We start from the raw sequence: 21,801 nt of genomic DNA, 5'->3' as shown, positions 1-21,801 counted from the left end.
CGAACCCGCCCATCCAGGTTTCGTATGCATAAGCGCAGGTCAGCGCGCTCAATCTGGACTCCTCGCCGTGCCACAACGCCCAAACAAACGGCGTCTGCGGTTTGTCCACATCTGTGGATAATTGTGTGGAAACACAGTTCAGATGGCATATTCGTAGGTCCGTACGGGGTCCATCCTCAGGTCGGGGAAGCTCCCATTTCCGCCTCGACGACGGCACCGACACTGGACTCGGCACCGCACGCGCCGAGTCCGCGAACACACTGGGGAGGAACCACGTGAACGACGATCCGAATGCGCTCGCACGGATCTGGATCGACGTCGTCGCCGACCTCACATCCGATTCGCCCGGCGGCGATCTGCCGCCGTTGACGAGGGGACAGAAGGCGTGGTTGGCGCTCGTCAAACCGCTGACGCTCGCACAGGGCTTCGCGCTCCTGTCCGTTCCGTCACCCTTCGCGCAGGAAGCGATCGAACGGGATCTGCGTGAGCCGATCCTCCACGCGCTGGGCCGCCATCTCGGTGAGCAGGTCGAGGGTCTCGGTGTGCGCATCGCCGCCCCGGTCGACGACGAACCCGAATCCGAGGCCCCGAGCCGGGAGCGCAGGCCCGACCCGGAACCTGTGGTCCACACCCCTCGCCACCTCGAACCTTCCGTCACCAGTTCCGGCACGTTCCGCAGGCGCCGCTTCGGCTCCGGCGAAGACCAGCCCTACTCGGACACCACTGACTTCGAGGAGGTGGACGACGACAGCGAGGCCCTCGCCAGCGTCCACGAATCCTGGCCGTCGTACTTCACGAAGCCGCCCGCGGGCCCCGCACCTGCGGCGACGGGCGGAAACAGCCTCAACGCGAAGTACACGTTCGACACGTTCGTGATCGGCTCGTCCAACCGGTTCGCCCACGCCGCGGCGGTCGCCATCGCCGAGGCCCCGGCGCGCGCGTACAACCCGTTGTTCATCTGGGGTGCGTCCGGCCTCGGCAAGACGCACCTGTTGCACGCCGCCGGCCACTACGCCCAGCGGCTGTTCCCGGGGATGCGCGTGAAGTACGTCTCCACCGAGGAATTCACCAACGACTTCATCAACAGCCTCCGTGACGACCGCAAGGTGGCGTTCAAGCGTCGCTACCGCGAGACCGACGTGCTGCTGGTGGACGACATCCAGTTCATCGAGGGCAAGGAAGGTATCCAGGAGGAGTTCTTCCACACCTTCAACACCCTGCACAACGCGAACAAGCAGATCGTCGTCTCCTCCGACCGGCCGCCGAAGCAGCTGGCGACACTCGAGGAACGCCTGCGTACCCGGTTCGAATGGGGCCTGATCACCGACGTTCAGCCCCCTGAACTCGAGACCCGCATCGCCATCCTCAGCAAGAAGGCCCGAATGGACCGGCTCGAGGTGCCCGACGACGTCCTCGAGTTGATCGCCTCCCGGATCGAACGCAACATCCGGGAACTCGAGGGTGCCCTCATCCGTGTGACGGCGTTCGCGTCCCTGAACAGGCAACCCCTGGATCTCACGCTCGCCGAGGTGGTGCTGCGTGACCTGATGCCGGACTCGTCGAGTCTCGAGATCAATGCGGCGACGATCATGGCGGTCACCGCGGAGTACTTCAACATGTCGATCGACGACCTGTGCGGGCCCGGCAAGGCGCGTCCGCTGGCTTCGGCCCGCCAGATCTCCATGTACCTGTGCCGTGAGCTGACCGATCTGTCGCTGCCCAAGATCGGGCAGACGTTCGGCCGCGACCACACCACCGTCATGTACGCGGACAAGAAGATTCGCAAGGAGATGACGGAGCGGCGGAAGGTCTACGACCAGGTCCAGGAGCTCACCGCCCGGATCAAGCAGCGTTCCAAGAGGTAGTCGCCCGCCCCCGTCTCTCCTGTGCCCCTGGTAGCTCGGCTACCGGGGGCACAGGTCGTTTCACGGGGGTTGTGGCCCGACTCCGCCGCCGCGAGCAACTCGAGGGGCTCCTCGAGCCGGTCCTCGAGGGTGGGCTCGAGCGGGTCCTCGAGGTACCGCTCGAGGGTCTACTCGAGGCCCGCACGAACCCCCGCCGGCGCGACACACCGGGGCAACACGCCGACGCCTGGACCTGGGATAAAGCATGCACACCTGTGGATAAGTGTGGGGATGAGGTGGAATCTCTGTGGACAGAACGTGCAGAACTTTGAACAACCTCGAGTAGTCCACACGGGTGGCAAATCGGTCCTCGAGTTTGTCCTCGAGAATTCCCCATACGGGTAGGCGGAGGGACCAGCGTCTACAGCTGTTCGTCCACAGATTCCACAGGACCTAATAGTACTTCTCATTAATTCTTATAGAAAACTCTTTGAAAACAGGGTTGGGGATCGCGTCCGTTCACAGGCCTCCGCCTGAGACTCGAGGACGGAAGCGTTCCGCTTTCAAGTTCGTCCTCGAGGGCATACGGTTATGCATCGCCGCTCTGTGAAAGACTGCAGTGCTGTGGTCACGGCCCGACCGTGGCGAACAACCGTGCCTACCGAGAGGAACAACCCGGCGATGGAGCTTGGAAGCCTGAAGTTTCGTGTCTCCCGGGAAGAATTCGCTGATTCAGTGGCATGGGTCGCTCGCAGTCTGCCGTCGCGGCCTCCTGTCCCCGTCCTCGGCGGAGTTCTCCTGGACGCGACCGAGCAAGGGTTGACGGTTTCCGGATTCGACTACGAGGTGTCGGCCCAGGTCAGGGTGGGGGCCGAGGTCGGTAGCGTCGGTCAGGTCCTGGTCTCGGGCAAGCTTCTCGCCGACATCACGAAGTCGCTCCCCAACAAGCCCGTCGACGTGACACTCGAGGGCACCCGCGTGCTGATCACCTGCGGAAGCGCCAAGTTCTCCCTGCCCACCATGCCGGTCGAGGACTATCCCCAGCTTCCGCAATTGCCGCAGCAGACCGGCTCGATTCCCGCGGACCTGTTCTCCGAGGCGATCAGTCAGGTGGCTGTCGCGGCGGGCAAGGACGACACCCTGCCGATGCTCACCGGCATCCGGGTCGAGATCGAACGCAACGCGATCGTGCTCGCGGCCACCGACCGGTTCCGTCTCGCGGTTCGCGAACTCGAGTGGTCGCCGGCGAACCCGGACACCACCGCGGCCGTGCTCATCCCGGCGAAGACGCTCTCCGAATCGGCGAAAACGCTTGCGGGAGATGCCACTTCGCCGGTCGAGCTGGCTCTCGGTTCGGGTTCCGCGGTCGGAAACGACGGCCTTCTCGGCATCGTCAACGACGGCCGTCGCACCACCACCCGACTGCTGGACGCCGAGTTCCCGAAGTTCCGGCAGCTGCTGCCGTCCGAGCACACCGCGCTGGCCACCGTGGAGATCGCTCCGCTCGTCGAGGCCATCAAGCGTGTCGCCCTCGTCGCCGAGCGCGGTGCACAGGTCCGCCTGCAGTTCTCCACCGAGGGGCTGCTGCTCTCCGCCGGCGGCGACGATGCCGGTCGCGCCGAGGAAGGCTTGAACGCGATGTTCCAGGGCGAGCCGCTCACCATCGCCTTCAACCCCGGTTACCTGATCGACGGGCTGTCCTCGCTGCACAGCGAGCAGGTGCTGTTCGGCTTCACGACCCCCAGCCGCCCCGCGGTGCTGCGTCCGGCCACCGAAGAAGAGATCGAGCCCGACGATTCCGGCAACTTCGCGGCACCGGAGAGCGCGTACACGTACCTGCTGATGCCGGTGCGTCTGCCGGGCTGACGGTTCGCGGAAGCGAAACCAGTACTGCCGCAAGATATCTCACGAGTGGACGGAGATCACGATGCAGATCGGGTTGGTCGGGCTCGGAAAAATGGGATTCAACATGCGCGAGCGGTTGCGCGCGCACGGGCACGAGGTGGTCGGCTACGACCCCCGCCCCGAGGTCACGGATGTGGCGTCGCTGGCGGAACTCGCGCAGCGACTCGAGTCTCCGCGCGTCGTGTGGGTGATGGTTCCGGCGGGGAAGATCACCCAGGACACGGTGACCGGGCTGGCGTCGGTGCTCGAGAGCGGCGACCTGGTGATCGACGGCGGCAACTCGAGATACACCGACGACAAGATTCACGGTGAGCTGCTCGGTTCCCACGGCATCGGCTACCTCGACTGCGGTGTGTCCGGTGGGGTCTGGGGGCTCGAGAACGGCTACGGGTTGATGGTCGGCGGGTCGGCCGCGGACGTCGAGCGGGCGCTGCCGATCTTCGACGCACTGCGCCCCGAGGGCGAGCGTGCGGACGGCTTCGTCCATGCAGGCCCGGTCGGCGCAGGCCACTACGCGAAGATGATCCACAACGGCATCGAGTACGGACTGATGCAGGCGTACGCGGAGGGCTACGAACTGCTCGAGGCCGAAGACCTCGTCACCGACGTCCACGGTGTCCTGCGCGCGTGGACCAACGGCACCGTCGTCCGGTCGTGGCTGCTGGAACTGCTCGTCAAGGCGCTGGGTGAGGATCCCGATTTCGCCGAGATCTCCGGTTACACAGACGATTCCGGTGAGGGCCGCTGGACCGTGCTGGAGGCGATCGACCACGCCGTGCCAGCGCCGGTGATCTCGGCCGCACTGTTCGCGCGGTTCGCGTCCCGTCAGGACGATTCCCCCGCGATGAAGGCCGTCTCGGCGCTGCGCAACCAGTTCGGTGGTCACGCCGTGAAGAAGGCGGCAGGCGAGGCAGAAGCCGGTTCTGGAACGTAGGTGTTCGTTCGCGCACTCTCGCTCAGAGACTTCCGTTCCTGGGACGCCCTCGGTCTGAACCTGCGTCCGGGCTGCACCGTCTTCGTCGGACCCAACGGGCACGGCAAGACGAATGTGCTCGAGGCGCTCGGTTACCTGTCGACGCTCTCGTCGCACCGGGTCAGCTCGGACGCCCCGCTGATCCGGACGGGGACGGCTCAGGCGTTCGCGGGGGCCACCGTCGTCAACACCGGCCGGGAACTGACCGTCGATCTCGAGTTGAACGACGGCAAGTCCAACCGGGCCCGGATCAACCAGTCGCCCACCCGGCGGCCGCGGGAGATTCTCGGGATTCTGCAGACGGTGCTGTTCGCGCCGGAGGATCTGTCGCTGGTCCGCGGGGATCCGGGGGATCGACGCCGCTACCTCGACGAACTCCTCACTTCCCGGATCCCCCGGATGGCGGCGGTGCGTGCCGATTACGACCGGGTGCTGCGGCAGCGGTCGGCCTTGCTCAAGACCGCGGGCGGAGCGTTGCGACGGTCTTCGCGGGGCAGCGGTCAGCCGAGCGAGGACAGTGCGAGTGCTCTTGCCACACTGGAGGTCTGGGACGGACACCTCGCCGCGCACGGCGCCGAGCTGCTCGCCGGGCGGTTGCATCTCGTCCACGATCTGGCGCCGCACCTGGCCGAGTCGTACCAGTCGCTGGCGCCCGAGTCGAGGCCCGCGAGCATCCGCTACCGATCCAGTCTGGGGTCGTCGCTGCCGCCGGAGTTCACCGAGCCCGCGCGAGCGCCCGAGTCCGGCGACATCGCGTTCCTCGAGGAGCGGTTCCTCCAGGAGCTGTCCGTGATGCGCTCGAAGGAGATCGAGCGGGGTGTGTGCCTCGTCGGACCGCATCGTGACGATCTCGAACTACAACTCGGCGACACCCCGGCCAAGGGATTCGCGAGTCACGGCGAGTCGTGGTCGTTCGCGCTGTCGCTGCGGCTCGCGGGATTCGCCCTGCTGCGCTCGGACGGCAGCGATCCGGTCCTCATGCTCGACGACGTGTTCGCCGAACTCGACCGCAAGCGTCGCAGTGCCCTCGCCAAGGTGGCGTTGGACGCCGAACAGGTGCTGATCACGGCCGCGGTGGCGGAAGATGTACCGGAAGAACTCGACGCCGTCCAATTCGGCGTGGAGGCCCGCGACACCGATCGAGGACGAATTTCACACATCCTGGAAGAGACGGAGGACCGCCGTGACGGATGATGCCGAACCCACCGCGCCCGCGGCGGCCCCCGAACCGGAGGTGAAGGGAATCGACCTCGCCCGGCGTGCCCTCGAGGAGGCGCGGGCCGCGGCGAAGGCGAGTGGAAAATCCGTCGGGCAGGGCCGCCGGTCCGGGACCGGTGTGCGGGCCCTGCGCGCCCGACGCCGACGTGGGTGGTCCGGCCCGGGGCCCGACGACCGCGATCCTCAGCCGTTCGGTGCGCTCACCAGCGCGCTCGCGAAACAACGCGGCTGGTCGCCCAAGGTGTCCGAGGGGACCGTCCTCGGGCGGTGGGTGCAGGTGGTCGGCGAGGACATCGCCGCGCACGCCGAGCCGACCGGGCTGCGGGACGGGATTCTGAGTGTCTCCGCGGAGTCGACGGCCTGGGCGACCCAGCTCCGGATGATGCAGTCGCAGATTCTCGCGAAGATCGCCGCGGCCGTCGGTGACGGCGTCGTGAAGTCGCTGCGCATTACCGGTCCGACCGCGCCGAGCTGGCGAAAAGGGGAACGGCACATCCGGGGGCGCGGCCCCCGCGACACCTACGGATAGGCCGGAGCGGGCGTTCGGTCCCTAGTTTTGTCTATTACCCGGTGTTACAGTTACTCCAAGTCATCGAGTGAACTGTGCCACAAGCCTTCGTCGTGGCGCAGCCGCCGCACGAAGGAGTAGTGAGATGTCCGCCCCGACTGCACCCCGGAACGCGATCCCCGAACCGGACCACATCCTCCTGCAGGCCAGGAATGTGGAGTTCGACTGGTCGAACCTCCCGATGCACTGGATCCCGGGCGATCCGTTCACCACGCACGTCCTCAACGTCCTGCACCTTCTCCTGCCCGCGGGCGAGGAGTGGTTCGTCGAGACGTTCAAGGAGGCACTGCCGCTGATCGAGGACGAGCAGCTCCGCGACGACGTCGTCGGGTTCATCGGCCAGGAGGCGATGCATGCCAACGCGCACACCGGCGTGCTGGTGCACCTCAAGGAGAAGGGTCTCGATCCGACACCCTTCACCGAGCAGATGGAATGGACGTTCTCCAAGATCCTCGGACCGCGACCGCTGACCGGTCTGCGTGAGAAGAACTACCTGATCGAGCGACTGGCGGTCATCGCCGCCATCGAGCACATCACCGCGTTCCTCGGCGACTGGGTGCTCAACGCCGAGGGCCTCGACCGCGCGGGGCTGCATCCGACGATGCTCGACCTGCTGCGCTGGCACGGCGCCGAGGAGGTCGAGCACCGGTCGGTGGCGTACGACGTCATGCGGTACTTCGACAAGCGGGAGTCGCGGCGGATCCGCACCCAGCTGATCGTGACCCCGGTCATCGTGTGGCTGTGGGTGCGCGGAACCCGATTCCTCATGCGGAACGATCCGGAGCTCGCGCAGTGGTCGGCGCACCGCCGCAAGCCGCACCTGACCGATTTCTTCGCGGCGGGCAAGCGCGGCACCCTCCCGACGGCCCGGGAGCTCGGCAAGCGGATGTCGACGTATTTCACGCGTGCGTACCACCCGAGCAACGAGGGTTCGACGGCGCAGGCCGTGAAATACCTGGCGTCCTCGCCGGCGGCACAGGCGGCCGAGCGATGAGGCTGTCCCAGGTTCGGGAGGTGCTCACCGGGCAGGGGCTGCCCCGCTACGACGCGCCGCCGGACATCAAGGGACGCCCGCGTCCCGACCGCGCCATGCGCCTCACCGAGGCGGTGGCTGCCAAGTATCTCCGCGTTCTCACCGCGTACGAGTACGACCCCGGCGTCGCCGGGCACAACCCCGACGTGGCGATGAAAATGGTTGTCTCCCAGCGGGACGTCGTCGCGTTGGACGACAACGTGGTGCAGTTGCGGTTCGAGGCCGAGGACGGCGCGGAACTTCCTGCGTGGCAGCCGGGTTCGCACCTCGACTTCCACCTGCCGTCCGGGCTGCGACGCCAGTACTCGCTGTGCGGCGACCCGTCCGATCGCACGGGCTACAGCATCGCCGTCCGCCGGATCCACGACGGCGGCGGCGGATCCCTCGAGATGCACGCCCTCGAGCCGGGGGCGTCGGTGACGGTTCGCGGTCCGCGCAACGGATTTCCGTTCGTGGGCGAGGGGAGTGCCCTCTTCGTCGCCGGTGGTATCGGCATCACGCCGATCCTGGCGATGGTGCGCGCCGCGCGCGATCTCGGGATGGACTGGCAGTTCGTGTATTCGGGCCGGTCGCGGGAGTCGATGCCGTTTCTCGACGAGATCGAAACATTCGACCGGTCACGGGTTTTCATCCGTCCCGACGACGAGTTCGGACTTCCCACCGCCGAGGAGTTGCTGGAGCGTGCCGCGGCCGGCGGCGCCGTGTACTGCTGCGGGCCGACGCCGATGCTCGAGTCGGTGCGCCGCGCGTTTCCCGGAAGCCCGGCCACCGCCTTGCATTTCGAGCGATTCGGTGCGCCGCCGGTGCTCGACGGGACCGAATTCGAGGTGCAGCTCGTCAGTACCGGTGAGGTGCTCACCGTGCCCGCCGACGAATCCGCGCTCACGGTGATCAAGAAGACGATGCCCGGAGTCGGGTATTCGTGCCAGCAGGGATTCTGCGGGACGTGCCGGGTCAAGGTGCTGTCCGGCACCCCGGACCACCGCGAGACCCGGCTCACCGACGCCGAGCAGGAGAACGAGATGCTGATCTGCGTGTCCCGCGCCGACAGCGGCCGTCTCGTCCTCGACCTGTAAACCGCAGATTCCCGCACCCGAACGACGACCAGAGGACACCCATGACTTCATCCACGTCCGGTACCGCACGGCGGATCACCAACGGTTCCGTCGACCTCGCCGTGTTCGAGGACGGCAATCCCGCCGGCGAGACGATGGTGCTCGTCCACGGCTGGCCCGACACCCACGAACTGTGGAGCCGGGTGGTGCCGTTCCTGACGGAACGGTTCCGGGTGGTCAGTTACGACAGCCGCGGAGCCGGTGAGAGCACCGTGCCCACCCGGGTCGAGGACTACCGGCTGCCCGCCCTGGCGAGCGACCTGTTCGCGGTGATCGACGCCGTGAGCCCGGGCAGGCCGGTGCACGTGCTCGCGCACGATTGGGGGTCGGTGGAGGCGTGGGAGGCGGTCTGCGAACCGGGCGCCCGCACACGGATCGCGTCGTTCACGTCCGTCTCCGGGCCGAACCTCGACCACCTCGGCAAGTGGATGCGCCGCCGCATCTCGGACCGCAGCTTCGGTGGGCCGCTCGCGCAGGCCGTCGCGTCCGGCTACACCGTCCTGTTCCAGATTCCGGGCCTGGCGACGCTGCCGCTGCGGCTGTGGTTCTCCCGGCACTGGCCGGCGTTCCTGAAGTTCTTCGACCGCCTCGACCCCGCTCTGGTCCGTCCGGCGCCGACGCTGGCGGACGACATGGTCAACGGTCTCAAGCTGTACCGGGCGAACATCCGGACCAGCCTGTTCAAGCCACGGGAGCGGTACACCGACGTTCCCGTCCAGCTGATCCTGAACGAGAACGACAAGGCGGTGCGGCCCGTCGGGTACGAGGACACCGAGAAGTGGGCACCCGACCTGCGCCGTCGAGGGGTCGACGCCGGTCACTGGTCGCCGATCTCCCACGCCGAGGACATCGCGCAACTCGCCGCGGAGTTCGTGCTGGACGTCGAGGACCGGCAGTGGGGAAATGCCCCGGACGGTCCGTCCGAGAGCGCGTCGGCCTAGGTTTTCACTCCCGAAGCGCCCTGAAAATTCGCCTACGGGGCGCTCAGGGGTGTCATAGCCCGCTCCTGGGCCAGACGTACCAGTAAGATGGCCGAGGTAACTAGCGGCAAGATTCCCGATTCTCGTCTCCCGCGTGCCCGACCAGGGCGGTGGGCGCCTGCGTCGGGCATTGGACGGAGAAGGAGAGCTACCCACCCGTGGCTGCCCAGAAGTCAGACAAAAGCACCTCCAGCAAGGACTACGGCGCTTCTTCCATCACCGTCCTCGAGGGACTCGAAGCCGTCCGTAAGCGACCGGGTATGTACATCGGTTCCACCGGTGAACGCGGTCTCCACCACCTGATCTGGGAAGTCGTCGACAACTCCGTCGACGAGGCCATGGCCGGCTATGCCAGCAAGGTCGAGATCACCCTTCTCGAAGACGGTGGCGTCCAGGTCGTCGACGACGGCCGAGGCATCCCCGTCGGGATGCACGCCTCCGGTGTCCCCACCGTCGAGGTCGTCCTCACCCAGCTGCACGCCGGCGGCAAGTTCGACTCCGACTCCTACGCCGTGTCCGGCGGTCTGCACGGTGTCGGTATCTCCGTCGTCAACGCGCTGTCCACCCGCCTCGACGTCGACATCAAGCGCGACGGCTTCCGCTGGAACCAGACGTACACCGACTCCAAGCCGGGCGAACTCGTCAAGGGCGAGGCCACCAAGGAGACGGGCACCACGGTCACGTTCTGGGCCGACCCGAACATCTTCGAGACCACGGTCTACAGCTTCGAGACGGTCGCGCGCCGCCTCCAGGAGATGGCGTTCCTCAACAAGGGCCTGACGATCACCCTCACCGACGAACGCGTCAGCGACGCCGAGGTCACCGAAGAGGTCGTCAGCCAGGTTGCGGACGCACCCAAGACCGCCGAGGACGAGTCCGCCGAAGCCGGCGCGCCCGCCGTGCACAAGGTCAAGACCCGCGTCTACCACTACCCGGGCGGACTCGAGGACTACGTGCGGCACATCAACCGCACGAAGCAGCCGATCCACAACTCCGTCGTCGGGTTCACCGCGAAGGGCACCGGCCACGAACTCGAGATCGCGATGCAGTGGAACTCCGGCTACTCGGAGTCGGTCCACACGTTCGCGAACACCATCAACACCCACGAGGGCGGCACCCACGAAGAGGGGTTCCGGTCGGCTCTGACGGCGACGGTCAACAAGTACGCGCTCGACAAGAAGCTCCTCAAGGAGAAGGACCCGAAACTCACCGGTGACGACATCCGTGAGGGCCTCGCCGCGATCATCTCCGTCAAGGTAGGTGAACCGCAGTTCGAGGGTCAGACGAAGACGAAGCTCGGCAACACCGAGGTCCGGTCGTTCGTGCAGAAGGCGAGCAACGAGCACCTGTCGCACTGGTTCGAGGCGAACCCGGCCGACGCGAAGACCATCGTGAACAAGGCGGTGTCGTCGGCGCAGGCCCGCGTCGCCGCCCGCAAGGCCCGCGAGCTGGTCCGCCGCAAGAGCGCGACCGACCTCGGCGGCCTGCCGGGCAAGCTCGCCGACTGCCGGTCCAACGATCCGAGCAAGTCCGAGATCTACATCGTGGAGGGCGACTCCGCAGGCGGCTCGGCCAAGTCCGGCCGTGACTCGATGTACCAGGCGATCCTGCCGCTGCGAGGCAAGATCATCAACGTCGAGAAGGCGCGCATCGACCGGGTACTGAAGAACACCGAAGTCCAGTCGATCATCACCGCGTTCGGCACCGGCATCCACGACGAGTTCGACATCGCGAAGCTGCGGTACCACAAGATCGTGCTGATGGCCGACGCCGACGTCGACGGCCAGCACATCGCAACGCTGCTGCTCACGCTGCTGTTCCGCTTCATGCGGCCGCTCGTCGAGCACGGCCACGTGTACCTGGCGCAGCCCCCGCTGTACAAGCTCAAGTGGCAGCGCGCCGACCCGGAGTTCGCGTACTCCGACCGCGAGCGCGACGCCCTGGTCAAGGCCGGCCTCGAGTCGGGCAAGAAGATCAACAAGGACGACGGCATCCAGCGTTACAAAGGTCTCGGCGAGATGAACGCCAAGGAACTGTGGGAGACCACGATGGATCCGGCGGTGCGCGTCCTGCGTCTGGTGACGCTCGATGACGCGGCCGCAGCCGACGAGTTGTTCAGCGTCCTCATGGGTGAGGACGTCGAGGCCCGGCGAAGCTTCATCACCCGTAACGCCAAGGACGTCCGCTTCCTCGACGTCTAGGTATCCGGCACAAGAGAATACGGATCTGGTGCAGCCACCGGTGGTCGGAAGACCCCGGTGGCTGCATCTGTCTGGGCGGGTTGCGGGAGCGGGCGGCGCGGAATTCCGTCCTCGACTGTGAACGGCGATTCTGTGTAGCCTGGTCGGCTGATCCACCCCGTGACGGCAATGTCTGGGATCAGTGGTGCGCATGTTACTTGGAAGTAAGGATCGGGGAATTTCTGTGGTAAGAACGTTCCCCATGGGGATGTGATGAACTCGTTACATTCGGAAATCGGTGCGTCGGGCAGCGCTGCGCACAGCGCAACTGATCGATCACTTTCCTCTGTCGACGCGTGTCGTCCGATCCGGTACGGCTGCCCTCTCGCGGGCGGGGTCACGAGCACAGAGCGACAAGCTATGAGTGGTTGGAAAGGAAGCGTGGGATGAGCGACGATTCGCCGCCCCGGGCAAAGTTCTGGGATATCGAGGGCTGGGGTCTGCGGTGGAAGGTCACTGCGGTTCTCGCAGTTCCCGTCACCGTCGCCATGGTGCTCGGCGGGCTCCGCGTGCAGGGCGAGCTGAGCAACGCCGTCCACTTCACCGAGGCCGCCGACCAGATCGTCGTCGTCCCGGACATCGTGGCCCTCGAGGCCTCGATGGGTACCGTGACCAGTGGTTACGCCTCGGGCACCCTCACCAAGGACGACCGCGCGGCCGCGGAATCCCTGATGAATGACGTGTCCGAACAGGCCCGGAACCCCGAACTGGATCCCGCTGTCGCGAGTTCCATCAACCAGACCGTCTCCGACGGCCGGGCCCTCCTGAATCTGATGGATTCCCCGGGTGTCGCCACCGATCTGCTCGCGGAACGCCAGCGCGCGTTCGCCGCGGACTTCATCCGGGAAGTCGACGACATCGTCCGTCCCATCGAGGACAGTGAGGTCGTCGACAAGGGCTACCAGCTGACCAACGCCTGGCAGGCGCAGCGCCGCCTGTTCGAACAGGCCATGGGTCTCGTGATCGTGAAGGACGTGTACGCCAGTCCCGAAGGACGGGAGATGGCCCGCACGGGCAACATTCCCACTTCCGCAGTCGTCGCGGCCGCCGGCGCCGAATCGAGCCTCCTCGACGTCCTCGATCGGTACTACCCGAAGGGCGACGAGCGCCTCCAGACGCTGCGGAACAACATCAACGACCGCAACGCCCTCATCGACAGGGGTCTGGCCGACGCGGCGCGCGGCGGGGTGCTGCCCATCCTGCAGCTGCGTTCCTCCCTCATCGCGAGCCGCGACGTCTACCAGGAGCTGACCAGCGAGGCGGCGAAGGACATCGCGTCCACCGTGCAGGTCCGCGCGGCCGAGACCCGGTCCGCCGCGCTGCGTGACACGGCGATCGTCCTCGGAACGCTGCTCGCCGCGCTCGTCCTCGCGCTCCTCGTGTCGCGGTCGCTGATCGGCCCGATCCGCCGCCTGCGCTATGGCGCCCTGAAGGCCGCCCGCCGCGACCTTCCGGACGCGATCGAGCAGATCAAGGCCAGCGACGATCCGAGGGCACTGTCGTTCGAGCCGGTGGCCGTGCACTCGTCCGAGGAGATCGGCCAGCTCGCCCGCGCCGTGGACGACATCCACGGACAGGCACTCAAGCTCGCCGGTGAGCAGGCCCAACTGCGCCTGCAGATCAACGACATGTTCGAAACGCTCGCCCGCCGAAGCAAGTCGCTCGTCGACCAGCAGCTCGGCTTGATCGAGAACCTCGAGTTCGAGGAGAAGGATCCGAAGCGGCTCGAGAGCCTGTTCCGCCTCGACCACCTGGCCGCGCGTATGCGCCGGAACGGTGAGAACCTGCTGATTCTGGCCGGCACCCGCGTGCGTCGGTCGCAGGCGGCGCCGATCCCGCTCGGCGACGTGCTGCGTGCCGCGATCTCCGAGGTCGAGGACTACCAGCGCGTCCAGATGGGTGCGACCCCCGAAGGCGCACTCAGCGGCACCGTCGTCACCGACGTCGTGCACCTGCTCGCCGAACTCGTCGACAACTCGCTGCGCGCCTCGCCGCCGGACACGTCGGTGACGTTCAGCTTCGCTCGCGCCGTGGACGGCGGAGTGCTGCTCGAGATCGCGGACCGCGGCATCGGTATCCCCGCCGACGACATGCGTGCCGTCAACGAACGCCTGGCGTCGGGTGGCGAGGTCGGTCCCGAGACCGCCCGTCACATGGGCCTGTTCGTCGTCAGCCGGCTCGCGAAGCGACACGGTCTGACCGTGCGCCTGCGGTCGACGTTCGACACCGCCCGCAACCCGGGTGTGACCGTCAGCATCCACATCCCGAATGCGCTGATCGTGTCGCAGGCCGCGCGGCAGGACACCGGATCGCAGCGGAAGATTCCCGCGGCACCGGTCCGGACCGCCATCCCGGCTCCCGCGGCCCCCGCACCGCGCAAGGACGGCCCGCAGCTGCCGGCAACCCGCAACGGACTGCCCACCCGCACCCCGTCCACGCCTCCGCCGGCGCCGAGCCCGGCTCCCGCGGGTGCGGTGGCGACGGCGTCGGGCACGAGCCTGCCCCGGCGACAGCCCGGTGCCAGTGGCATCGCAGCCGGCGCGGGATCGTCGGTCGCTGTCCCGGCCGCGCAGTCCCAGGACACCGTCAACGTCCGCGGATCCGGAGCGATGCCGAAGCTGCCTGTGCGGCGGCCGCAGGCGGCGACCTCGGCGGCCGCGGCCCCGGAGACGCCAACCCAGGAATCGCAGCCGCAGCACGCGCCGCACGCACCACGCAGCGAGAACCGCATCGACGCACGGACCGCGGACCAGCCGGCGCCCCCGTCGTCGAACGGCGACGATCAGAGCCCGGTCCGGCACCGCTACCGCACCAACTCGGCGAAGACCGCGTCGTTCTTCCAGTCGCGGATCGATCCGCCCGCGGCCGAGGCGGCCCCGCGGCCCGGCGGCGGCACCCCGATCTTCTCCGACATGGTGTCCGACTGGCTGACCGACCCGACCGGCACCGAGGGCGCACCCGGCGTCTGGCACTCCGCCGGCGACGCCGGATGGTCCGCCGCGGAACGGATCAGCGAGACCCCCGTCGAGGTCGACCCGGAGATCGGACTGCCGAAGCGGCGTCCCGGCGACCGGCTGGTTCCCGGCACGGTCGAGGGCGCGCACAATACGGGGACCCTGCGCCGGGTGCGCGACCCTGAGACAATTCGCGCCAATCTCAGTCGTCACCAGCAGGGCGTCCGAAACGGCAGGGCCACGAGGCTCGCGGAACGTAACAGCATTGAAGGAGACCGATGAACACCGCTCATGGATCCGACGTCACGCGACCTCTCGACTGGTTGGTGTCGAACTTCGCCAGTGACGTGCCCGGTGTCTCGCATGCCGTGCTGGTGTCCGCGGACGGTCTCCTGATGGCGGCCAGCGCCCACCTCCCCATCGACCGGGCCGAGCAGCTGGCCGCGGTCACGTCGGGGCTCGCCAGCCTGTCGGCCGGTGTGTCCCGGCTGTTCGAAGGCGGCGGCGTGCTGCAGTCGGTGGTCGAGATGCAGCACGGCTACCTGCTGCTCATGAGCGTCGGCGACGGTTCGCACCTCGCGACCCTGACGGACGCCGAGTGCGACATCGGCCAGGTCGGCTACGAGATGGCGATCCTGGTCGACCGCGTCGGCGCATCGGTGCAGGCCACAGCCCGCACCCCGCAGGGTCTCTGACCAGCCCATGCCCATGAACGACCACCACTCGGAGCAGCCGGGCCCGAACATCGTGCGCCCGTACTCGCTGACGTCGGGCCGGACCCGGCCCGCGGTCGAGCTCGCGCTCGAAGCGTTGATTCAGGCACTGCCGCAGTCGGTGGACCGGCAGTGGGAACTCGACGACGTCAACGCGGCCATCGTCGCGTTGTGTCAGCAGTCGCCGTCGGTCGCCGAGATCGCCGCCCGGGTGGGTGTGCCCCTCGGAGTGGCACGCGTCCTGGTCGCCGACCTGGTCGAGGCCGGTCATCTTCAGATCCTGGCCACCCTGAAGGAAGACTCGACCGACTTTGAACGTCGTGAACTCATCGAAAGGGTCCTCAGTGGACTTCGCGAAATCTGATCCCCGCAATCGGGTGACCTCGACCAAGATCGTGATCGCCGGCGGGTTCGGTGTCGGCAAGACCACGCTGGTGGGGGCTGTCTCCGAGATCGTCCCGCTGCGCACCGAGGCGCTCGTGACCAACGCCAGCGACGGCGTCGACAACCTGGCTGCGACGCCGCAGAAGGCCACGACCACCGTCGCCATGGACTTCGGTCGCATCAGCCTGGCCGACGACCTGGTGCTGTATCTGTTCGGCACGCCCGGTCAGCACCGGTTCTGGTTCATGTGGGACGACCTGATCCGCGGTGCGATCGGGGCGATCGTCCTGATCGACACGCGCCGGCTGGACGAGAGTTTCGCGGCGGTCGACTTCTTCGAGGCCCGGCAGCTGCCGTTCCTCGTCGCGATCAACGAGTTCGACGACGCCCCGCGTTACCCCATCGAGGACATTCGGGCTGCCCTCGCGATCTCCGAGGACGTGCCGATCATCCCGATCGACGCGCGCGACCGGGAATCGGCGAAACGCGCCCTGGTCGCGATCACCGAATACGCACTGACCAAGCTCCACACGGCCGCGTACTGAGGATTCGAAACATGTCGGACGAGTTGCAGCACTTCTCCATGGGCACCTGGATCGTCGCCCTCGCGGCGGTCACGTCGTTCATCGGCGTCTTCGTCGGTATCGCCAGCGCCCGCAAGGCGATGACCGCGCCCAACCCGAGGCAGCGGTACCTGTGGCTGGCGTGGGGTGCGCTGTCCATCGGCGGTTTCGGCGCCTGGCTGCCGCATTACATCGCGATGGTCGGGTTCGAGGTCTACGGCAGCGTGGTGCGCTACGACGTCCTGTGGATCGCGATCTCGTTCGTGGTGCCCGTCGCGGCCGCCGCGGTGGCATTGGTGATCATCAGCCCGCCGCCGACGAAACACCGGCGGCCGAGCACGTCGGTGGAGATCAGTCGCCTCGCAGGCGGTGCGGTGCTCCTCGGCATCGGATTCACCGGAATGGACCTCGCGATCGTCGCCTCCCTCGAAATCCAGGGTGCGGTGAACTCCGACATCGTGCTGACCACGGCATCCGCCGCGATCGGCTTCGTCGTCGGCGCCGGAATCATGTGGTCCATCTCGGCCCTCGAGTCGCGCACGCTGCGACTCGTGGCGTCGGTGGTCGTGGCGGTCGGACTGGTGGCCATGCACTACACCGGCGTGTTCGGGCTGAGCGCCACCGTCGACCAGTCCGTGGCGCGCCCGGACGGACTCGAGGTGTTCTCGATCCTGTTCCCCGTCTTCGTGCTGGGCATGCTGGTGGTCACGATCCCGATCACCGCCCTGTTGATGGCGCCCGACCGTGTCGCCGCCGAGCTCGAACTCGAGGCCGACATGCTCGCCGCCGAATCCCTCGCCGCCGAAACGCAGGGCAGGGAGCTCGAACTCCAGTAGTTGAGGCGGCTCCTGCGGCAACGATTCCCGGGCGCACCCGAGTCCTTCACCCTCATAGCTGACCTGCACCTATAGACTCGGGTGGTTGCGCGACGTCGTGCTGGACCGCGAGTCCGCGAGGAGACGTCAAGCCGAGTAGAAGAAGGAGCTCATGACCGACACAACGTTGCCGCCGGAGGGACCGGGGCACGACCGCATCGAGCCCGTCGACATTCAGCAGGAGATGCAGAGCAGCTACATCGATTACGCGATGAGCGTGATCGTGGGTCGTGCGCTGCCCGACGTGCGGGACGGCCTCAAGCCGGTGCACCGCCGCGTTCTGTACGCGATGTACGACAACGGTTACCGGCCCGATCGCGGTTATGTGAAGTCTGCGCGACCGGTCGCCGAGACGATGGGTAACTACCACCCCCACGGCGACTCCTCGATCTACGACACGCTCGTCCGCATGGCCCAGCCGTGGTCGCTGCGGTACCCGCTCGTCGACGGCCAGGGCAACTTCGGTTCCCGCGGCAACGACGGCGCCGCCGCGATGCGGTACACCGAGTGCCGGCTGACTCCGCTGGCCATGGAAATGCTCCGGGAGATCGACCACGAGACGGTCGACTTCACCCCGAACTACGACGGTCGTACACAGGAACCGTCAGTTCTCCCCAGCCGTATCCCCAACCTGTTGATCAATGGTTCCGGCGGCATCGCCGTCGGTATGGCCACCAACATCCCGCCGCACAACCTGCGTGAGGTCGCCGAGGCCATCTACTGGGCCCTGGAGAACTGGGAAGCCGACGAGGAGTCCACCCTCACCGCGGTCATGGAACGCGTGAAGGGCCCCGACTTCCCGACGCACGGCCTGATCGTCGGCGGCCAGGGCATCCACGACGCCTACACCACCGGCCGCGGCTCGGTCCGCATGCGCGGTGTCGTGGAGATCGAGGAGGACGCCAAGGGGCGCACCACGATCGTCATCACCGAACTGCCGTACCAGGTGAACCCGGACAACCTGATCACGTCGATCGCCGAGCAGGTGCGCGACGCGAAGATCGCCGGCATCTCCGACATCCACGACGAGTCCTCGGACCGTGCGGGTATGCGCATCGTCGTCACCGTCAAGCGTGACGCGGTCGCGAAGGTCGTGCTCAACAACCTGTACAAGCACACCCAGCTGCAGACCAGCTTCGGCTGCAACATGCTGTCCATCGTCGACGGCGTGCCGCGCACCCTGCGCCTCGACCAGATGATCCGCCTGTACGTCGCCCACCAGGTCGAGGTCATCCGCAGGCGCACCGAGTACCTGCTCCGCAAGGCCGAGGAACGCGCTCACATCCTGCGCGGACTGGTGAAGGCCCTCGACGCCCTCGACGAGGTCATCGCGCTGATCCGCGCGTCGCAGACCGTGGACATCGCGCGGGCAGGCCTGATCGAGCTGCTCACCGTCGACGAGATCCAGGCCGACGCGATCCTCGCGATGCAGCTGCGTCGTCTCGCCGCCCTCGAGCGTCAGAAGATCATCGACGAACTCGCCGAGATCGAGCGGGAGATCGCCGACCTCAAGGACATCCTCGAGAAGCCCGAGCGTCAGCGCCGCATCGTCCGGGACGAGCTGAAGGAGATCGTCGACAAGCACGGCGACGACCGCCGGACCCGCATCATCGCGGCCGACGGCGACGTGGCCGACGAGGATCTGATCGCCCGCGAGGACGTCGTCGTCACGATCACCGAGACCGGCTACGCCAAGCGCACCAAGACCGACCTGTACCGCTCGCAGAAGCGCGGCGGCAAGGGTGTGCAGGGTGCCGGGCTGAAGCAGGACGACATCGTCTCGCACTTCTTCGTCAGCTCCACCCACGACTGGCTGCTGTTCTTCACCACGAAGGGCCGCGTGTACCGGGCCAAGGCGTACGAGCTGCCGGAGGCGAGCCGCACGGCCCGCGGACAGCACGTGGCCAACCTGCTGGCGTTCCAGCCCGACGAGCGCATCCAGAGCGTCATCCAGATCAAGACGTACGAGGACGCGCCCTACCTGGTTCTCGCCACCCGCAACGGTCTGGTCAAGAAGTCCAAGCTCACCGACTTCGACTCGAACCGCAGCGGCGGCATCGTCGCGATCAACCTGCGCGGCGAGGACGAACTGGTCGGCGCGGTCCTCTGCTCCTCCGACGACGATCTGCTGCTCGTCTCCGCGCAGGGACAGTCGATCCGCTTCTCCGCCACCGACGAGGCGCTGCGCCCGATGGGACGCGCCACGTCCGGCGTCCAGGGAATGCGGTTCAACGGCGACGACGAACTGCTGTCGCTCAACGTGGTGCGCGAGGGGACCTACCTGCTGGTGGCGACGTCGGGCGGCTACTCGAAGCGCACCGGCATGGAGGACTACCCGGTCCAGGGTCGCGGCGGAAAGGGTGTACTCACGATTCAATACGACAAGAAACGTGGCACCCTGGTCGGAGCGCTCATCGTGAACGACGACGACGAGCTCTACGCGATCACGTCGGGCGGTGGCGTCATCCGCACCGCCGCCAAGCAGGTCCGCAAGGCGGGTCGGCAGACCAAGGGTGTTCGTTTGATGAACCTCGGGGAAGGCGACACCCTGCTCGCGATCGCGCGCAATGCCGACGAACCCGACGAGACCGACGACAACGCCGAGAGCAGCGGCAAAGGAGCTAAGGAGTCCTAGTGAGCACTCCCAACCAGCCAGGCAGTGACCGGCAGAACCCGGGTTCCGCCAATCAGGCGCGATCCGAGCAGCAGGCCTCCCGCGCGCCCGAGAACGGGTCGGCGCGACCGAACCCGCAGCAGGGTTCCGCGCCGCAGGGGCCGCAGGCGTCAGCCGGTCGTGGTCCCGCTCAGGCGGGGCCGGCTGCCCGGCCGGGCGGTGCTCCCGACGCGAGACCGGATCGGCAGGCTCCGGCCGATCCGGCCCGGTCTCCGTCGACGCCCCAGCATCAGGGTCCGCGCACGCAGACCCCGCAGGGCCGGTCCGTGCCGCCGCAGCAGGGTCAGGCTCCGAACCAGCAGGCTCCCGGGCATCAGGCCCCGCCGCAGCAGGCTCCCGGCAACCGGGCGCCTGCGGGGGGTGCGCCCACCGAGTCGATCCGGGGAAATCAGGCGCCGCCGTGGCAGCGGGGAATGCAGCGTGAGCCGCAGACCAACCTGAAGCGGCCCCTGCAGGGCGGGGCGGGAGCCAAGCAGGCCTCGCGCCCGGAGGGGCAGAACCCGGCCGCCGGTGCGGGAACAGCGGCTGCGGGTGCCGCGGCAGCGAAGGCTGCGGGCGGTTCGCAGACCACCTCGCCGCAGAAGTCGCAGCCCGAGGGTGCGCCCCAGGCGCAGCGACCGCAGGGCGGACAGAACTCGGGTGCTCCGACCCAGGCGGTGCCCACCCAGGCCGTGTCCACGCAGAAGTCGCCTGCAGCGAACTCGTCGGCGCCGGCCAACGGTCAGCCCGCGCAGAAGCAGGAGACCAATCGCACAGCCTCCCCGACGGCCGCCACCGCGGCGGTCGGTGCGGTGTCCGGTGCAGCCGCGGCCGGTGCCGTGACGCAGCGGGAGGCCGCGAAGGCGAAGGCGTCCGCGATCGACGGACCCACCCGGCACATCAACCGGGACGTGCTCCCCAAGGACATGCCGGACCTGTCCGAGGCCAAGCACCCCCTGCCGGGGGCGGCGGCCACCGGTCAGCAGCCGAAGATCGCCGTGGCCCCGCAACGGGTCGAGGAGGGTGAGGCTCTCCGCGCGACGGTGCAGGTCCGCAAGATCGACCCGTGGTCGACGCTGAAGATCTCGTCCGTCATCTCGGTGTCGCTGTTCTTCGTGTGGATGGTGGCCGTCGGGCTGCTGTACGTCGTCCTGGACGGGATGGGCGTGTGGGACCGGCTGAACAACGCGTTCACCGATATCGTCGCCGAGTCGAGCTCTGACGGGCTCGTGACGGCCGGGCAGGTCTTCGGATACGCCGCCGTCATCGGCCTCGCCAACATGGTGTTGTTCACCGCACTGGCGACGATCGGCGCGTTCATCTACAACCTGTGTTCGGACCTCGTCGGGGGCGTCGAAGTGACGCTCGCGGACCGGGACTGAACGCGAAAAACGATAGGGACTGAGCTGGGAAAAGAGCGTCTCGCCGGACCGGTTTTGGTAGTTGCCGGTCCGGTGGGGTAATCTTCCGACTCGGTTCAGGGAACTGCGCGAGATGAGTTTCCGGACTTCAGGGGCCTATAGCTCAGGCGGTTAGAGCGCTTCGCTGATAACGAAGAGGTCGGAGGTTCAAGTCCTCCTAGGCCCACTCCTGGTGCCGGTGAAAGGTCAGTCGCATGAAGGTCCTCCTGTTCGTGGGAGCCGGAGTGCTGGTGGCAATCGGACTGACCAAGTTGCTCCGCGGCAACGAGGTGTGGCACGAGGTAACGGGGCCTTAGCTCAGTTGGTAGAGCGCTGCCTTTGCAAGGCAGATGTCAGGAGTTCGAATCTCCTAGGCTCCACAA

General features: G+C 67.3%; 15 protein-coding genes, 2 tRNA genes and 1 pseudogene. All 18 read left to right on the top strand.

What is annotated here, in order from left to right:
* The first annotated feature begins 275 nt into the window (after positions 1–275).
* The 18 genes and pseudogenes from dnaA (at position 276) to JWS13_RS25000 (ending at position 21,798) form a co-directional block, all read left to right on the top strand.
* Complete coding sequence (gene dnaA / locus JWS13_RS25085; protein WP_206008081.1) at positions 276–1,865, top strand: chromosomal replication initiator protein DnaA; 1,590 nt, start codon at positions 276–278, stop codon at positions 1,863–1,865.
* A 660-nt stretch (positions 1,866–2,525) separates the two neighbouring features.
* Complete coding sequence (gene dnaN / locus JWS13_RS25080) at positions 2,526–3,710, top strand: DNA polymerase III subunit beta (protein ID WP_206008080.1); 1,185 nt, start codon at positions 2,526–2,528, stop codon at positions 3,708–3,710.
* 10 nt (positions 3,711–3,720) lie between these two features.
* Positions 3,721–4,683, top strand: a pseudogene (gnd, locus tag JWS13_RS25075) (phosphogluconate dehydrogenase (NAD(+)-dependent, decarboxylating)); the annotation flags it as partial.
* A complete protein-coding gene (gene recF / locus JWS13_RS25070) occupies positions 4,684–5,916 on the top strand; it encodes a DNA replication/repair protein RecF (RefSeq protein WP_206008079.1) in 1,233 nt (410 codons plus the stop codon).
* Positions 5,906–6,469, top strand: coding sequence for a DUF721 family protein (locus JWS13_RS25065; protein ID WP_124392354.1), 564 nt, complete (start codon positions 5,906–5,908; stop codon positions 6,467–6,469). The genes recF and JWS13_RS25065 overlap by 11 nt, the downstream gene beginning before the upstream one ends.
* 124 nt (positions 6,470–6,593) lie before the next feature.
* Complete coding sequence (locus JWS13_RS25060; RefSeq protein WP_206008078.1) at positions 6,594–7,502, top strand: metal-dependent hydrolase; 909 nt, start codon at positions 6,594–6,596, stop codon at positions 7,500–7,502.
* Positions 7,499–8,617 carry a PDR/VanB family oxidoreductase gene (locus tag JWS13_RS25055; protein ID WP_206008077.1) on the top strand — a complete coding sequence of 373 codons (1,119 nt, stop codon included), beginning with the start codon at positions 7,499–7,501 and terminating at the stop codon, positions 8,615–8,617. The genes JWS13_RS25060 and JWS13_RS25055 overlap by 4 nt, the downstream gene beginning before the upstream one ends.
* Before the next feature lie 41 nt (positions 8,618–8,658).
* Entirely contained in the window at positions 8,659–9,597 is a 939-nt protein-coding gene (locus tag JWS13_RS25050) for an alpha/beta fold hydrolase (protein WP_206008076.1), read from the top strand.
* 197 nt (positions 9,598–9,794) lie between these two features.
* Positions 9,795–11,837, top strand: a complete 2,043-nt coding sequence (gyrB, locus tag JWS13_RS25045) for a DNA topoisomerase (ATP-hydrolyzing) subunit B (protein ID WP_124392350.1) — start codon at positions 9,795–9,797, stop codon at positions 11,835–11,837.
* 425 nt (positions 11,838–12,262) lie between these two features.
* Positions 12,263–15,112, top strand: coding sequence for a sensor histidine kinase (locus JWS13_RS25040; RefSeq protein WP_206008075.1), 2,850 nt, complete (start codon positions 12,263–12,265; stop codon positions 15,110–15,112).
* On the top strand, positions 15,109–15,525 hold the full coding sequence (locus JWS13_RS25035; protein WP_005249096.1) for a roadblock/LC7 domain-containing protein: 417 nt from the start codon (positions 15,109–15,111) through the stop codon (positions 15,523–15,525). Before JWS13_RS25040 ends, JWS13_RS25035 begins: the two co-directional genes overlap by 4 nt.
* Before the next feature lie 7 nt (positions 15,526–15,532).
* On the top strand, positions 15,533–15,907 hold the full coding sequence (locus tag JWS13_RS25030; RefSeq protein WP_124392348.1) for a DUF742 domain-containing protein: 375 nt from the start codon (positions 15,533–15,535) through the stop codon (positions 15,905–15,907).
* Between the two features lie 13 nt (positions 15,908–15,920).
* Complete coding sequence (locus JWS13_RS25025; protein WP_087555308.1) at positions 15,921–16,472, top strand: GTP-binding protein; 552 nt, start codon at positions 15,921–15,923, stop codon at positions 16,470–16,472.
* Positions 16,473–16,483: 11 nt separating this feature from the next.
* The gene (locus tag JWS13_RS25020) at positions 16,484–17,326 is read left to right on the top strand and encodes an MHYT domain-containing protein (protein ID WP_206008074.1); all 843 of its coding nucleotides are present in this window, start codon (positions 16,484–16,486) and stop codon (positions 17,324–17,326) included.
* A gap of 151 nt (positions 17,327–17,477) precedes the next feature.
* Entirely contained in the window at positions 17,478–20,000 is a 2,523-nt protein-coding gene (gene gyrA / locus JWS13_RS25015; RefSeq protein WP_124392346.1) for a DNA gyrase subunit A, read from the top strand.
* Positions 20,000–21,400: a DUF3566 domain-containing protein gene (locus JWS13_RS25010; protein WP_241032291.1), complete on the top strand. Its 1,401-nt coding sequence runs from the start codon at positions 20,000–20,002 to the stop codon at positions 21,398–21,400. The genes gyrA and JWS13_RS25010 overlap by 1 nt, the downstream gene beginning before the upstream one ends.
* A gap of 131 nt (positions 21,401–21,531) precedes the next feature.
* Positions 21,532–21,605 (top strand) — tRNA-Ile (locus JWS13_RS25005).
* Positions 21,606–21,725: 120 nt separating this feature from the next.
* A tRNA-Ala gene (locus tag JWS13_RS25000) sits at positions 21,726–21,798 on the top strand.
* Positions 21,799–21,801: the final 3 nt, after the last annotated feature.

The sequence above is a fragment of the Rhodococcus pseudokoreensis genome (assembly GCF_017068395.1).
Taxonomy (GTDB): Bacteria; Actinomycetota; Actinomycetes; order Mycobacteriales; family Mycobacteriaceae; genus Rhodococcus_F; species Rhodococcus_F pseudokoreensis.
Note: the sequence above shows the minus strand (reverse complement) of the source record. Positions and strands in the feature narration are given on the sequence as shown.

Coding starts and splice junctions, on each gene's coding strand:
- dnaN (WP_206008080.1), top strand. CDS start 2,526: ATGGAGCTTGGAAGCCTGAAGTTTCGTGTCTCCCGGGAAGAATTCGCT.
- JWS13_RS25060 (WP_206008078.1), top strand. CDS start 6,594: ATGTCCGCCCCGACTGCACCCCGGAACGCGATCCCCGAACCGGACCAC.
- JWS13_RS25055 (WP_206008077.1), top strand. CDS start 7,499: ATGAGGCTGTCCCAGGTTCGGGAGGTGCTCACCGGGCAGGGGCTGCCC.
- JWS13_RS25050 (WP_206008076.1), top strand. CDS start 8,659: ATGACTTCATCCACGTCCGGTACCGCACGGCGGATCACCAACGGTTCC.
- JWS13_RS25040 (WP_206008075.1), top strand. CDS start 12,263: ATGAGCGACGATTCGCCGCCCCGGGCAAAGTTCTGGGATATCGAGGGC.
- JWS13_RS25035 (WP_005249096.1), top strand. CDS start 15,109: ATGAACACCGCTCATGGATCCGACGTCACGCGACCTCTCGACTGGTTG.
- JWS13_RS25030 (WP_124392348.1), top strand. CDS start 15,533: ATGCCCATGAACGACCACCACTCGGAGCAGCCGGGCCCGAACATCGTG.
- JWS13_RS25020 (WP_206008074.1), top strand. CDS start 16,484: ATGTCGGACGAGTTGCAGCACTTCTCCATGGGCACCTGGATCGTCGCC.
- gyrA (WP_124392346.1), top strand. CDS start 17,478: ATGACCGACACAACGTTGCCGCCGGAGGGACCGGGGCACGACCGCATC.